The 13,456-nt window shown below is 71.4% G+C and carries 14 protein-coding genes; 5 read left to right on the forward strand and 9 right to left on the reverse strand.

Annotated features, from left to right (window positions below):
• Positions 1-57: 57 nt before the first annotated feature.
• From SM573_RS00760 to SM573_RS00780, 5 genes are all read right to left on the reverse strand, one after another.
• Positions 58-792 carry a GNAT family N-acetyltransferase gene (locus SM573_RS00760; RefSeq protein ID WP_474615183.1) on the reverse strand — a complete coding sequence of 245 codons (735 nt, stop codon included), beginning with the start codon at positions 790-792 and terminating at the stop codon, positions 58-60.
• 124 nt (positions 793-916) lie between these two features.
• Positions 917-1,645 (reverse strand): tetratricopeptide repeat protein, encoded by a 729-nt coding sequence (locus tag SM573_RS00765; protein ID WP_474612207.1) that lies wholly within the window; start codon positions 1,643-1,645, stop codon positions 917-919.
• A 127-nt stretch (positions 1,646-1,772) separates the two neighbouring features.
• On the reverse strand, positions 1,773-2,159 hold the full coding sequence (locus tag SM573_RS00770; protein ID WP_474612208.1) for a VOC family protein: 387 nt from the start codon (positions 2,157-2,159) through the stop codon (positions 1,773-1,775).
• Positions 2,156-2,458: an ArsR/SmtB family transcription factor gene (locus SM573_RS00775; protein WP_474612470.1), complete on the reverse strand. Its 303-nt coding sequence runs from the start codon at positions 2,456-2,458 to the stop codon at positions 2,156-2,158. The genes SM573_RS00770 and SM573_RS00775 overlap by 4 nt, the downstream gene beginning before the upstream one ends.
• 174 nt (positions 2,459-2,632) lie before the next feature.
• Entirely contained in the window at positions 2,633-3,505 is an 873-nt protein-coding gene (locus SM573_RS00780) for an alpha/beta fold hydrolase (protein ID WP_474615184.1), read from the reverse strand.
• Positions 3,506-3,795: 290 nt separating this feature from the next.
• Here SM573_RS00780 and SM573_RS00785 point away from each other — a divergent pair, with 290 nt between their 5' ends.
• Positions 3,796-4,557 (forward strand): helix-turn-helix domain-containing protein, encoded by a 762-nt coding sequence (locus SM573_RS00785; protein ID WP_474615185.1) that lies wholly within the window; start codon positions 3,796-3,798, stop codon positions 4,555-4,557.
• A gap of 222 nt (positions 4,558-4,779) precedes the next feature.
• Positions 4,780-5,673, forward strand: a complete 894-nt coding sequence (locus tag SM573_RS00790; protein WP_474615710.1) for an alpha/beta hydrolase — start codon at positions 4,780-4,782, stop codon at positions 5,671-5,673.
• Between the two features lie 94 nt (positions 5,674-5,767).
• On the opposite strand, the gene rph is transcribed toward SM573_RS00790, so the two are convergent.
• Positions 5,768-8,365, reverse strand: a complete 2,598-nt coding sequence (gene rph, locus SM573_RS00795) for a rifamycin-inactivating phosphotransferase (protein ID WP_474615186.1) — start codon at positions 8,363-8,365, stop codon at positions 5,768-5,770.
• Positions 8,366-8,795: 430 nt separating this feature from the next.
• On the opposite strand from rph, the gene SM573_RS00800 reads away from it, so the two are divergent.
• Positions 8,796-9,164 (forward strand): hypothetical protein, encoded by a 369-nt coding sequence (locus SM573_RS00800; protein WP_474615187.1) that lies wholly within the window; start codon positions 8,796-8,798, stop codon positions 9,162-9,164.
• A 249-nt stretch (positions 9,165-9,413) separates the two neighbouring features.
• On the opposite strand, the gene SM573_RS00805 is transcribed toward SM573_RS00800, so the two are convergent.
• The 3 genes from SM573_RS00805 to SM573_RS00815 form a co-directional block, all read right to left on the reverse strand.
• The gene (locus SM573_RS00805) at positions 9,414-9,569 is read right to left on the reverse strand and encodes a hypothetical protein (RefSeq protein ID WP_474615188.1); all 156 of its coding nucleotides are present in this window, start codon (positions 9,567-9,569) and stop codon (positions 9,414-9,416) included.
• A 64-nt stretch (positions 9,570-9,633) separates the two neighbouring features.
• Positions 9,634-10,437 (reverse strand): maleylpyruvate isomerase family mycothiol-dependent enzyme, encoded by an 804-nt coding sequence (locus SM573_RS00810; protein WP_474615189.1) that lies wholly within the window; start codon positions 10,435-10,437, stop codon positions 9,634-9,636.
• A gap of 335 nt (positions 10,438-10,772) precedes the next feature.
• Positions 10,773-11,744 carry a LuxR C-terminal-related transcriptional regulator gene (locus SM573_RS00815; protein ID WP_474612214.1) on the reverse strand — a complete coding sequence of 324 codons (972 nt, stop codon included), beginning with the start codon at positions 11,742-11,744 and terminating at the stop codon, positions 10,773-10,775.
• 436 nt (positions 11,745-12,180) lie between these two features.
• Between SM573_RS00815 and SM573_RS00820 the strand changes: the two genes are divergently transcribed.
• Positions 12,181-12,450 carry a hypothetical protein gene (locus SM573_RS00820; protein WP_474612215.1) on the forward strand — a complete coding sequence of 90 codons (270 nt, stop codon included), beginning with the start codon at positions 12,181-12,183 and terminating at the stop codon, positions 12,448-12,450.
• Between the two features lie 131 nt (positions 12,451-12,581).
• Positions 12,582-13,456: NlpC/P60 family protein (locus tag SM573_RS00825; RefSeq protein ID WP_474615190.1), on the forward strand; the 875-nt coding region annotated here is incomplete at its 3' end.

Raw genomic sequence — 13,456 nt, forward strand, 5'->3', positions numbered from 1 at the left:
GGTGACGTTCGACCCGGCGATGCGGCCTCGGCGCCCGATGCCGCTTCGACGCCCGGGTCAGAACGCCAGGAGCTGGAACCGCCCGACCGGTTGGAAGCCCAGCCGCCGGTAGACCGTCTCGCCGGCCGAGGTGGAGGTGAGCGCCGCGGTGCGGACTCCCCGCTCGCGGGCCAGGTCCAGCGCGGCCCGCGTCATCGCGGCCCCGATGCCCTGCCGCCGGTGCTCGGGGTGGGTGCCCACGTAGTAGAGGGTGACCAGGCCGTGGCTCAGCCAGACGACCGCGGTCCCGACGATGCGGCCGTCGCCGAGGCGTCCGGCCAGCCGGACCACCGTGCCGTCACCGGCGAAGGCCCGCTCCCGGTCGATCGCCGTCGGCACACCCTCCGCGGGGATGCCGGACACCCGGGCGTACGCGGTGACGAACTCGGCCACGTCGGTGGCCTCGGCGATGCGCAGCCCGGCCGGCGGCGGCGCGCCGGTGGCCCGGTCGATCGGCACCGCCATGATCGGCAGGGTGAGGACCGGCACCGCGCCGAGGGACGCCAGGGCCTCCCCCGCGCCGGGGTCGCTGTCCGGTCCGACCCACCAGACCCGGGGCACACCGTCGAGTCGCCGGCGCGCCTCGGCGAGGGCGTCCGCCGGATCGCGCCCGACCAGGCGGAGCACGCCGTTGAGCGGCGGGTGCGGCACTCCGCTGCGGTACGTCACCAGGTCGGGGGAGGCGGCCTGGCCGTCGCTCCAGCCGAGGAGGTACGCGCGGTGCGCGGCGAGCAGTGTGTCGAGCGGCTCCATCTGTTGATCTTATCGACGGTCCGTCGGCGGGCCGGGTGATCTGCGTCAACCCGAGGACGCCCGACCTCGGGAAGCCCGCCTGTCACCGAGCTGGGCCGGGTGGCCGCCGGCCCTCCCCCGAGTGTCAGCGTTCCTCGTCGGCGAAGGCCGCCCGCGGGTCGAGGAGGCGGCCGGTCGCGTACTCCCGGTCGAAGGCCGCCGGGCCGATCGCCTCGATCGCGGCGACGCGCGCCCTGGCGAGGTCGGCGGCGTCGTCCGGATCCGGCACCTGGCCGAGCGACCCGAACGCGGCGTCCGCGACGCCGATCATCCGCGCCGCCCGCACGTGATCCCCCTCGGCGGAGGCCACCGCGGCGCCGGCCACGCAGACGTACGGCACGAAGTCGTCCCAGCCGTTGCCGAACACCCGCTCGCGGCTCTCGGCGAACAGACGCCTCGCCGCGTCGAGATTGCCGAGGCCCAGCTCGCAGAACGCGAGGTTGTGCGTCTCCGAGTTCACCGTCTGCGGTTGGCCGAGCGCCTCGTTGAGGGCGATGCTCTCCCGGTACAGGTCCCGGGCGCGGAGCAGGTCGCCGGACATCCGCGCCACGGCGGCCAGCACGTGCCGCGGCCGCTCCTCGAGGCCACGGTCGCCGGAGCGCACCGCGACCGCGAGAGCCGCCCGGGCCCGGGCCTCGCCCTCCGCGAGGTCACCGCCGCGGATGGCGACCCGGGCCAGGCTGTACCGGGCCTCCACCTCGCCCGCCGGGTCACCGGCCGCCCGGGCCCGCTCGATCTCGGCCTCGCTCATCCGCACCACGGCGTCCGTCTCGCCGCGCCGGAAGGCCGAGCGAACGTTCTCACTGAAGGTCATGGTTCCTTTTCCACATCTCAATCGTCGAGGCCGGCCCGGGATCGGGCGGTGCGGCGGGGGCCGCTCGTACGCCCGGACCGGCACACCGGCGGCCGTCCGTCACCGTGCGTGGAACACGGGTCGATCCCTACTTGTGCTGCACGATTTGGATCAGGTTGCCGCAGGTGTCGTCGAAGACGGCCGTGTGCACCGTGACCATGTCGGCGGGCTCCTGCGTGAACAGCACACCGAGCGTGGTCAGCCGCTCGTACTCGGCGGCGATGTCGTCCACGGCGAACTGGGTGAGGGGGATGCCGTCGTCGACGAGGGCCTCCTTGAACACCTTGGCGGCCGGGTGCGCGTCGGGCTCCAGCAGCAGTTCGGTCCCGTCCGGCGCCTCGGGCGAGACCACGGTCAACCAGCGGTGCTCACCCACCGGCACGTCGACCTTCTTCACGAAGCCCAGCACCTCGGTGTAGAAGCGCAGCGCCTTCTCCTGATCGTCGACGTAGACGCTGGTCAGGTTGATCCTCATGTCTTCTCCTGTCCGGGTTCGGATCCGAGCCATCGCTCGGCGATCGACCGCAGGGGTCTGGTGTCGATGTGGTGGAACTTGTAGCGACCCTGCCGGCGCGTGACGATCAGGCCGGCCGCCTCCAGGACGTCGAGATGCTGGGAGATCGCCTGGCGCGAGGATCTGACCTCGTGCCGGGTGGCCAGCCGGCCACAGATCTCGAACAGGGTCTGACCGTCGCGCTCGGTCAGCTCGTCGAGGATCAGCCGACGCGTCGGGTCGGCCAGTGCCTGGTAGAGGTCACCCACACCGACCACTATATGCAAGTGACGGCTTGCATATCAACTCGCCACCAGCTCAGGCCGACCCCGCGCCGGCCGGCCCCCGCTCGTAGCCGATCAGCACGGCCAGCAGCACGGAGAGCAGGGCGAGCGCGGCGAGGGCGGGCACCGGCCGCCGGCACCCGCCCCCTGCTCCGTGGGCTTCCCCCCGGGTCAGTCGTCGCCGTCGAGGACCTCGCGCAGCCTGCGCGCGAAGGCCTCCGGCTGGCCCGGATATCCGGAGTCGGCACCGAGGAAGCCGCCGTGGTGGCTGGGGAAGACGGTCGGCCGCCCGCCGAGCAGCTCGGCGGTGGCCACCGAGGTGCGTCCGGTGAAGATCTCCGAGGACTCCTCCCCCACGGCGATCACGACGCGGGTCGGCGCCGCGGCCAGCGCGCCCGGGTCGGGACGGTAGCTGCTGACCGCCCAGGACCGCTCCGAGAGCAGCGGGTCGTCACGGGAGCCGTCGTCCTCGCCCGGCATCCCGAACTGCGCCGGATCCGGTGCGGGCCGGGCGAAGTAGTCGTCGGTGAACTCACCGCGCCACGACGTCATGCCGATGAAGGCGGCCATGCCGGCACCCCAGCCCTTCGCCTCGTACGCGTCGCGGACGCCGGCCCGGGCGCGCTCGGCGGCCTCGGCATCGGGGAGCACCGGGATGAGCGGCGGCTCGTGGGCCACCAGGGTGCGCACGTCCCGCGGGTACGCCGCCACCAGCGCCAACGCCGTCACCGCGCCGCCGCTGCTGGCGAACATGTCGACCGGACCGGCACCCAGCGCCTCGATGACGGCGTGCACGTCACCGGCCTGGACGGTGGGGGTGTGGTCGGTCCGGCCGTCCCTGCGACGGCTGCGGCCGAGGCCGCGCGGGTCATAGGTGACCACCGTCCGGTCGGGAAAGTGGGCAGCCAACGCCGCGAACCCGCCGGCGTCCATCGGCTGGCCGATCATGAACAGCGGTGGGCGCCCGTCGGCGGTGGGTAGGGGGCCGCGCACGTCGTAGACGATGTCGGCGTCGGGGGTCTCCAGGGTGTGCGTGTTGGTCATGACGTGTTGACTCCTTCCGCGGTGCAAACTCATCGGCGCGCCCGGTCGACCCGCCGGCATCCTGTGCGCCGACGTCCCTCCCCGTGAGCGTCACTACCCGTGCGGGCGGGCGCGAAGGGCCCGGATGGACCAGTTCAGCACTGCGCCTCGCCCTTGCGGAGATCGTCCGCTGTGCCGCTGCGGAAGGCTCGTACCATCACGGTGTGCGACCTGACGGGCGGGTTCGTGTCGCTGGGGCCGTGGTGGACATCGCGGTCCCCGCCCGGCCGGGCCGCGCGGCGGGGATCAGCATGGCCGGGTTCCGCGGTCGGGCGGAGGGCCCGATCGCGCTCCAGATGATCCCGTACCCGGCGCTCACGGTCTTCATCGACCTCGGTGACGCGCTGCTGGTGGCCGACGCCGGCGGTGCGCGGAGGCGGGGCAGTGTCGTCGTCGGCCTGACTCCCGGCAGCGTGCGAGGACGCGGAGGCGACGCCGACCTCCTCCAGGTGCGGCTCTCGCCGGTGGTCGCGCACGCGGTGCTGGGCGCCTCGGCCGAGCTGGGCGCCGGCGTGGTCACCCTGGAGGATCTCTGGGGCCGCGACGCCGGGCGGGCCGAGGAGCGGTTGCGCGCCGTGACATCGTGGCACGACCGGTTCGCGATCATGGAGGCTGCGCTCGCACGGCGGTGTGAGGCGGGCCGGGCCGTCGATCCGGAGGTCGCCTTCAGTTGGGCGCGGATCGTCGCCAGCCAGGGGCGCATCCGGGTCGAACGGCTCGCCGCCGAGGTGGGATGGAGCCGTAAGCGGCTGTGGTCCCGGTTCAGGTCCCAGATCGGTCTCACGCCGAAGCGCGCCGCGATGCTGGTCCGGTTCGACCGCGTGGTGCACCGCCTCGCCGCGGGGCACAGCGTCGCGCTCGTGGCGGCGGAGAGTGGCTTCACCGACCAGTCCCACCTCTGCCGGGACGTCATGGCCTTCGCGGGGATGACACCGACGGCCGTGGCGGTCGCGCCGTGGCTCGCGGTCGACGACGTCGCATGGCCCACGCGGGAGCCGGCCCTCGGGCGGTGAGCCCGGCCGACGCTGTCGCCGCTGACCGGCAGGGCGGAACATTTCTCCAAGACACTCGCCGACCGGCCGGCGATGCTGACGGTCATCACCGCTGGCCCTGAGCCGCGTCACGGACGGTAGGAGGCAGTCGATGGCAGCGCACGCGCCCCGGGCAGGGACGACATGAGAGGCAGGGCCCCGCTGGGCACACGTCTGCTCAGGGACGCCCGGGACTGGGAGGCGATGACCGACGACGAGGTGGTCGCGGCCCGCGAGAAGGCCAACCGCGCGGCGTCGTCGCCCGCCGCACGCCTCGTCACCGGACTGCCGGACCGAGACGCCCGGATCAGTGAGGCCACGGTCGAGCTTCCCGGCCGTCGCCTGCGGCTGCGGGTGCACCGCCCGAAGAACGCCGCGCGGCGGCTGCCGCTCATCGTCTCGTTCCACGGTGGAGGCTTCATCGCCGGCACCGCCGCGCAGAACGACTGGCTCAACAGCCACCTCGCGGCGCGTTGCCCGGCGGTGGTCGTCTCGGTGGAGTACCGCCTCGCGCCGCGACACCCGCTGCCCCACCCGATCGAGGACGGCTACGACTCCCTCGTACGGCTCGTCCGCGACCACGACGAGTGGGGCATCGACCCCGCGGCGGTGGCGGTCATGGGCGAGAGCGTCGGCGGCATGATCGCCGCGCTCCTCGCGGTGCGCGCCCGCGAGGACGGCCCGCCGCTACGCGCCCAGGTCCTCAACTACCCCAGCACGGACTGGACGGAGAGCATGACCGACTACCCGTCGGTCACCGAGAACGCCGACAATCCCACCCTCTCCCTGTCCCGCCTGCGCGCCAGCCGCGCGCTGAGTGTGCCGCCGACCCTCGACCCGCGCCGCGTCTCCCCCGTCAAGGTGGAGAACCTGGCCGGCCTGCCGCCGGCCCTGGTCGTCACCGCCGCGCTGGACCCCCTGGCCGACCACGGACAGCGGTACGTCGAACGGCTCCGCCAGGACGGCACCGACGCCCGCCTGACCTGCTATCCGAAGGCCACCCACACCTTCCTCAGCACCCCCGGCCTGGTACCGGCCGCCCGCCCCGCCCGCCGCGAGATCCTCGCCTTCCTGCGCGGCCACCTCCAGGGCCGGTGAGGCGGGTCAGCGGCGGCCGCCGCGCGGAGCCCCGCACGACGGCCGCCGGTTGGCCCGCGACACGCGCGGGGGCGGCAGTGGTCACGGGTGACCGTCAGGGGAGGATCTCGACGTACCCGTCGGTGCCGTGCACGCGGATCCGCTGCCCGTCCCGGATCAGCCGGGTGGCCTGCTGCACGCCCACGACGGCCGGCAGGCCGTACTCCCGGGCGATCACCGCCCCGTGGGTCATCAGGCCACCCACCTCGGTCACCAGGCCCGCGATCCCGACGAACAGGGGCGACCAGCTGGGGTCCGTGTAGGTCGTGACCAGGATGTCGCCCGCCTCCAGGTCGGCGTCGGTCAGGTCGAGCACGACGCGGGCCCGCCCCTCGACGGTGCCGGTGGAGACCGGCAGGCCGATGAGGGCGCCGGCCGGCACGTCGTCCCGCCGGTACGCGCCGGTGAGGGCCTCGCCGTCGGAGGTGAGCACCCGGGGCGGGGTGAGCGCCTGGTAGGACCGGAAGTCGTCCTTGCGCTGCCGGATGAGCCGGGCGTCCGCCCGATTGGTGCGGACGACGTCGTGCAGTTCCTGGAACGTGAGGTAGAAGATGTCCTCCCGCTCCGCGAGCACGCCCGCGCGCACGAGGCGCTCGGCCTCGTCGAGCAGGGCCTGCTTGTAGACGAAGTAGCGGCTGACGATGCCGTACTTCGGGTACTCCCGGTAGCCGATGAAGGTCCGGACCCGGTCGATCATCCGCCTGGTCTCGTCGGCCTTCCGCTCGCCGTCCGGCAGTGCCCGCAGCCGTTCGAGCACCTCCTGGGCCTTCCTCCGCGCCTCCCGCTCCCCCTGTTCGAAGCGTCGCCCGGCGGCGCCCGGCTCGAAGTTCCTGACGTTGTCGAGGATCACCGGCACGAGCGTGCTGGGGCGTTCGCGCCACCGTGGCCGCGTGATGTCGATCTCGCCGACGCAGCGCATGCCGTACCGGTCGAGGTACGCCTCGATGGCGTCGCGCGCCTCGGCCCCTCCCGGCAGCTTCGGCAGCTCGTCCAGGAAGCCGTCGTCCTCGACGCCCTGCAGGAAGGCCACCACCTCCGGGTGGGGGCGGATCACGTCCGCGACGTCGAGCAGCGCGAGCCCCATCTCCGACGTGACGTTGCCCGGGGCGGACAGCGTGAGCGTGTCGGCCGTGTTCTTCTCGCCCAGCCACTCCCCCAGCCGGTCGTTGAGCCACCAGGTGGCCTCCATCCCCGCCATGATCGCCTGGATGCTCAGCGGATCACTGAGGACCCGCTTGTGCTCCTGGAAGGCCGCCAGCAGGAAGTCGAACAACGCCGGGCCGGTCTTCGCCCGGATGTCGCGCCGGAGGGCGGCGAGGGACGCCTCGCTGCGCTCGACCAGCTCGGCCACGATGGCCGGATCGGTGTCGATCGGGGCGGACCCGCCGCCGACCGGCGGCCCGCCGGGACCGCCGTCCGGGAGCGCCGGGACGAAACCGCGGTCGAGGACGGTCTCCAGCGCGTCCCTCATCAGCGGGTCGGACCTCCCCGCCATCTCCAGCAGGCCGGCGCGGCCGGCCGGCGTGGCCAGCTGCCGGGTCGCGTCGACGAAGAGCCGCCCGCCGGCCTCGTGCATCGGCGCCATGGCGGTCAGCTGCCACACGGAGATGCCCAGGGGCTTCATGGGGTCGGTCATCATCTGCTGGTGGCCGACGGAGAGGTAGACGTGGTTCTCGCCGTCGGCGGCGGGGACGGGGACGGGGAAGAGCGTGGTGATCGGCCGGCTCTGCACGATCTGGAAATCGTCGTCGACCAGGCACCACTCGATGTCCTGCGGGCGGCCGAAGTGCGCCTCGATCCGCCGGCCGAGCCGCACGAGCCGCACCACCTGCGCGTCCGTCAGCGCCGGCTGCTCCTGCCGCTGCGCCTCGACCGCCACCTCCTGCGTGCCGCCGGCCGGCAGGGCGTGGACGGCGCGCTGTTTGGCGGCCACCGCCCTGTCGACGACCTCGCCGTCGCGCACCCGGAAGACGTCCGGGTTCACCAGGCCGGAGACCAGTGCCTCGCCGAGTCCGAAGCTGGCGTCCACCGTCGCGACCTTCCGGTTGCCGGTCACAGGGTCGGCCGTGAACAGGATGCCGGCCGCGGCCGGGACGACCATCCGCTGCACGACCACGGCCATGTGGACCTTCCGGTGGTCGAAGCCGTTCCGCAGGCGGTAGGTCACCGCCCGCTCGGTGAACAGCGACGCCCAGCACCGGCTGACGTGCCGGAGGATCGCCTCCGCCCCCACGACGTTCAGGTAGGTGTCCTGCTGGCCGGCGAAGGACGCCGACGGCAGGTCCTCCGCCGTCGCGCTGGACCGCACGGCGTACGCGGCGTGCTCGCCGAACCGCGCGAGCGCGCGGGTGACCGCCGCCGCGACGTCGTCGGGGACGGCGACCCCCTCGACGGCCCGGCGGACCTCCGCGCTGAGCGTGCCGATCGCCTCCCGGTCGTCCGCGCTCAGGCGCGACAGCTCACCGAGCCGATCGTCGATCGACGGCACCTCCGCCATGATCCGCCGGAAGGCGTCGGTCGTCACGCAGAACCCGGCCGGCACCCGTACGCCGTCGACGCGCGACAGCTCGCCCAGGTGCGCACCCTTGCCGCCGACCACCGCGACCTGCGTCGCGTCAACCTCTTGAAGATCCCACACATACTGCTCGATCACTGCGAACCTCCGAGACAGCCGTGCTCGGTCGCACCGCACGGGCCTCTCACTCTGTCGAACCTCTGACGGGGCACGGCCGCGCCTCTGGTTGCCTTCCCCCCTCACGAGTAGGCGGCCGTTCCGCCCGGTCGGGCGGCGCGCACACCGACACCTCCGCCGCGAGCGACCGCGACGCTCGGCGGGGCCCGTTTGGGCAGGTGGTGGCTGCGGCCGGACGATTCTGCGCCACGACCCGGGCCTTGCGGCAAGCCCCCCGGTGCGATATATGGTGAAAGTGGCAGGGAGAAATCTCCTTGCCTTTTTGCTTGTGCGGCCCGCTCTGCTCTCGGCGACCACTAGGCACCGAACCGTGCCGGGCAGCGGCCCGCTTGTCGCGCTCGGGCGACATCTGCTCCCTGAGGTCGTCGTAGGTGGCTGGCACCCTCGCCTCATGATTCGAGGGACGTTGTTGGCGGAGAGCCTGCGCCCGGACGCCGACCTCCGGGTCGCCGGATGGCGGATCACCCGCGTCACCCGGCAGGACGTGTCCGCCTCCGGGTCGGCAGCGCAGCCGGACATCTGGACCTTCCTCCACTTCGAGGCGGCCGACGACGCGGCCGACGAGCTCGGGCGGGCGCTCGCCGAGTCACTGGCGCCCGGCGGCTGGTACGCGGACTTCACCGTCGGGCCGGACCGCGTCGTGGTCTTCGCGGGCCGGGTCTTCCGCTACCGCCGGGGCGACGAGGCGGGGCGAGCCGAGGCGGTCGAGTTCGGCAGGACGATGGGTGTGCCCGAGCACCAGTTGGACTGGAGCGACTGACACCGGGAAGTCCGGTCACCGCGGGTCGGTCCAGTCGGTGGAGGCGGCCATGGCCTCGTGGGGCTCGACCGGCGCCGGCCACCCCGCGCTTGACGTCCCGATCAAGCTCGTGACCGCTCTCGGTTCCGGCATCGACGCCTACGACGGAGTCAACCACGTCCAGGTGCTGGAGAACCTCGCCGCGCTCGACCGCGACGGCGGCTACCTCGGCGCCCTCTCCATCCCCGGTTCCAGCCGAGAGGCTGTCCGCTACCGCGATGCCGTCGCCGACGCCCGAGCCGCCACGCCGGAGCGGCCGAGCATCGTCCAGGGACAGATCGCCGCCGCCACCAGCAGCGGCGCGTTCGGAGACGTCAGGTTCACCCGGCGCACCGGCGGCGGGGACCTGTTCGTCAACCCGCTCATGGCGATCTACTTCACCGTCGACCTCCACAAACTTGCACGGTGGCGGTGGGCGCGTGGGTGCCGGTCAGTCGCTGACGTGGGCCGTGTTGTCGAGCCAGTGCCGGGCGAGATCGCTGTCCCCGTCGATGCGGATGTCGGTGGCGTCGCCGTCGGTGAGAAGCAGTCGTCGGGTCAAGGCCAACAACAGCGACTGCGCCGGCCCGGTCACCGTCACGTCGGCCTGCTGAACTCCGGGCCGCCACGTCGCCCCGTCAGGCCGCCGCTCGACGAACCACGCTCCCGCGTCGCGCACGATGTCGGTGGCCCGCCACAGCAGGGTCTGCCCGGTGCCGCGGATGGCGTGGGCGGACCCGGACCGCCGCATCTCCCACGTGGGGGAGGTGAGCATCGCGAAATGGTTGCTGATGAGCGCGGCCGCGACATCGGCGTCGATGCCGACCGGCCGGTCCGCCGCGTTGGCTGCGTCGAAGCCGTGGACGACCGTCTCGTTGAGAACGCTGGACAGCCAGAACCGCGTCCCGGACCGCTGGTCCCCCGCGGCGTTGAACACCGGCGCGTCGAGCGCGTCATCGGAGCACGCGCGCGCGACCCGCCGCGCGGACTCCGACAGCCACGCCCCCCACTCGCGAGGATCGGTGGGAAGGACGGCCATCTCCGTGGGCAGCTGCGCGGGGTCGACGACCCGGCGCTCAATGATCTCCGCGACCCAGTTCTGGGTCTGGCCCACGTGCTCCACCAGATCGGCGACGGTCCACCCCGGGGTTGTCGGCACGGCGGCCTCAGGTCCGGCCACGGCGGCCGACTCCGCCAGCCGTCGGGTGTGTTCGACGATCGCACTCCGGGCACGTTCCGCGTTCAGCTCGGTCATTGGACTGTCCTTCCCGGTAGCCTCCTTGTGCCGTTACTGACTCGGCGCGCCGGTCGGACTCATCGGTGGCCCGACGATCGGCGCGTCAGGCGGATGACTGATCACATCCCAATGCGTCGGGGTCGCTCGACGAGTTGGCCGCGCTCGAACGTCGCGTCTGTGGAACGAATGTGACAGGTGGCGCGTTGACCGTTCGTCGGGCGGGTCTGGACGGATTGGCAGCTGGAGCGCCACCGCGACGGTGAACAGGGCCCCTTGATGCGCCACATGGACCGGGAGCGAAAGTCGACCACCCGCCGATGGAACCTGAAGTCCGCGCGCTGGAAGCGGGCTGCTCAGAGCCAGCCTCGTTGACTGGCATGGACGCCGGCTTGGAATCGGCTCGCCGCGCCCAGCCGCTCGGTGAGGGATGTCATCAGGCGCTGGACGCTCCGCAGTGAGATCGCGAGCTTGCGGGCCGCCGATTCGTCGGTGTGACCGGCCGCGAGTAGTCGTAGCAGTTCGCGCTCCTGGGGAGTCAGACCCTGCTCGTCGGGCACCGTCTGCTCACCGAAGGGTGTCGCGATGCGCCAGATCTGCTCGAACAGCGCGACGAGTCCGGCGATGACACCGGGCCTGCGCAGCTCCAACGCCCCTTGCCGTGAGTTGTCCGGATCGATGGGCACAAGCGCCGTTTCGCGATCCACGAGGACCATGCGCATTGGCAGGGTGGGCGTGGTACGCGACTGGGCACCCAGGTTCGCCATCCAGCGGGCGTGCGCGAGGGTGGCCGGGTCGTTGCGGAAGCTGTCCTGATAGACGTTCCGGATGAGGACACCCCGCTGCAGAGCAAGCTGGTTGAGCGGCCCCTCGGCCTCTATCGTGTCCGGGCTCTGCCCGCGCCCGGTGGTAAAGGACAGGCATTCGGTCCGGGCCGTGTGAGCGAGCTCGGCCAAGCGCTCCCGTACGGCGTCGATCCCCTCGAGAATCCGACCTTCCCCTGCCTGATGGTGATCGTCGTGCACGGTGGCGATGGCGGCGATGGCAGCCCGGGTGGCCTCCACCTGCCGTTGCCGGACGGCGACCTCTGCCTCCACCTTGGCCAGAAGCGCCATCAGGCCCGCTTGGGGGCGCACCACGTGGGCGTGGCCGCCAGGGGAATCCAGCCGGATCAGAGCGAGATCGGCCAACACATCCAGCGCTTCGCGCACCTGGTCAGGTGAGACAGCCAGACACTCCGCCAGGCCGGCAACATTCAGGTCGGGGCGTTGCAGCATCGCCCGATAGACCATCTCATGCTGCGCCGACAGCCCCAGCAGGTCGAACATCGTTCCTCCCCGAATAACACCGACGACGAGCATTCTGCCGTGCCTTGATCCACTGCGTGGTCCCTCATCGTGCTGGCGTGATCCCGCCGGGCGGGCTCACGCCAGCGCAGACCTGGTGACAACTTCCACCGAGCCCGCGATGCTCAATTCAGCTCAGCAAGAAGCGCCGCAAAGCCGAGCAAACCAGACCACCGAAATAGCGACCACTCCTGGGGGATCTAATCGAAATGTGGGCATCTACTGGTATCAAACGGCGCGCAGCCGTCGTCGCCTCCCTCGTGCTCGCCGTCGCCGTCGCACTGGCATTCCGGCCGGAGATGTTGACGGTGCTGGCCGAAGGCTTCGGCTGGGGCGGCCCCGCGGCGAGCCCTTCAGCGACCTCCGCCGTGGCCGAGGGGTTCGGCTGGGGCATTCCAATCCGCGTGCAGCCGGGGACGTGAGCGCGTTGGTGGTGGCCCACATCCGGATCGCGCCGCTCGGCCCCGCGCCCCCCATTGACCCGTCAGAACTGCGAAACCTTATTTATGCCCGGAGCGGGCCAGGAAACGGGGTGGAGCACATCCGCGTGCGCGCCGGCCCCCACGGCGCCGACATTCTGGCCTTCATTGACATCGATGATCCTCTCGAGGCGAGCGCAATCTTGCGCCGCATCGTCGACATGACAATCACCAGCACGCCACTGCTACGCCTGTGGCGAATCATCTAGCCATTCAACATCTACGACTGGACTGACTCGGATCCGCCGCAGTCTATTGAAACCAGCCGCCGTCTACGGACATCAGCGGCCGGCCCAGCACGTGCCGATAACGATCACCGGCCTTGAAAGGCATGTAAACGATGTTGCTTCGACGAATTTCCACCCTGGCTCTCGGCGTCACCCTTGCCGCCGGCCTCGGCCTCACCGCGGGCGTCGGCACCGCGGTGACGAGTGCCCCGCAAGCAGCACACGCCGCATCGAGCGTAGGCGGCCAGATCAGCCGGGATGAGATTCTCAGCCGCGCCCAGTACTGGTATGACAATCGCTACAACTTCGTCTACGACCAGGGAGGCCAGTACGACGACCAGGACGGCAAGCCTTACCGCACGGACTGCTCGGGGTTCGTCTCCATGGCCTGGCACTTGTCAGCGTCGCCGTGGACCGGCACCATCGGTCAGGTTGCAACTCAGATCAGCAAGAGCGACCTTCAACCCGGCGATGCGCTCAACTCCCCCACGGATCACATCATCCTGTTCAAGCGCTGGATCAACCAGTCGACCGGCACATTTGAGTACTACGCCTTCGGGTCGACCCCGGTGAAGATCGCAACTGAGACCCTCACTGGCGGTTCCGACGGCCTCATCGACTCCCATCCCGCAAGCAACTACATCGCACTCCGCTACCGGAACGTCATCGGCAGCGGCGAAACGCCCGTCCGGGACCCCTGGATCGCGGACGTGAGCGGTGACGGCTTCCACGACCTGGTGGCTACCAAGTCCGACGGCACGATGTGGCTGTTCTCCAACAACTTCGGCCGCGACGGCGGAGTGCCGTACGGGGACGTACGCCAGATCGGCAGCGGCTGGGGCAACTACGACCGCGTGATCAACGCGGATGCCAACGGAGACGGCTTCAGCGACCTGCTCGGCATCAAGACCGACGGCACCATGTGGCTGTTCTCCAACAACTACACCCGCGACGGCGCGATGCCGTACGGCGACGTACGCCAGATCGG

The sequence above is a fragment of the Micromonospora xinjiangensis genome (assembly GCF_056150165.1).

Coding starts and splice junctions, on each gene's coding strand:
- SM573_RS00760 (WP_474615183.1), bottom strand. CDS start 792: ATGGAGCCGCTCGACACACTGCTCGCCGCGCACCGCGCGTACCTCCTC.
- SM573_RS00765 (WP_474612207.1), bottom strand. CDS start 1,645: ATGACCTTCAGTGAGAACGTTCGCTCGGCCTTCCGGCGCGGCGAGACG.
- SM573_RS00770 (WP_474612208.1), bottom strand. CDS start 2,159: ATGAGGATCAACCTGACCAGCGTCTACGTCGACGATCAGGAGAAGGCG.
- SM573_RS00780 (WP_474615184.1), bottom strand. CDS start 3,505: ATGACCAACACGCACACCCTGGAGACCCCCGACGCCGACATCGTCTAC.
- SM573_RS00785 (WP_474615185.1), top strand. CDS start 3,796: ATGGCCGGGTTCCGCGGTCGGGCGGAGGGCCCGATCGCGCTCCAGATG.
- SM573_RS00790 (WP_474615710.1), top strand. CDS start 4,780: ATGACCGACGACGAGGTGGTCGCGGCCCGCGAGAAGGCCAACCGCGCG.
- SM573_RS00800 (WP_474615187.1), top strand. CDS start 8,796: ATGATTCGAGGGACGTTGTTGGCGGAGAGCCTGCGCCCGGACGCCGAC.
- SM573_RS00805 (WP_474615188.1), bottom strand. CDS start 9,569: ATGAGCGGGTTGACGAACAGGTCCCCGCCGCCGGTGCGCCGGGTGAAC.
- SM573_RS00810 (WP_474615189.1), bottom strand. CDS start 10,437: ATGACCGAGCTGAACGCGGAACGTGCCCGGAGTGCGATCGTCGAACAC.
- SM573_RS00815 (WP_474612214.1), bottom strand. CDS start 11,744: ATGTTCGACCTGCTGGGGCTGTCGGCGCAGCATGAGATGGTCTATCGG.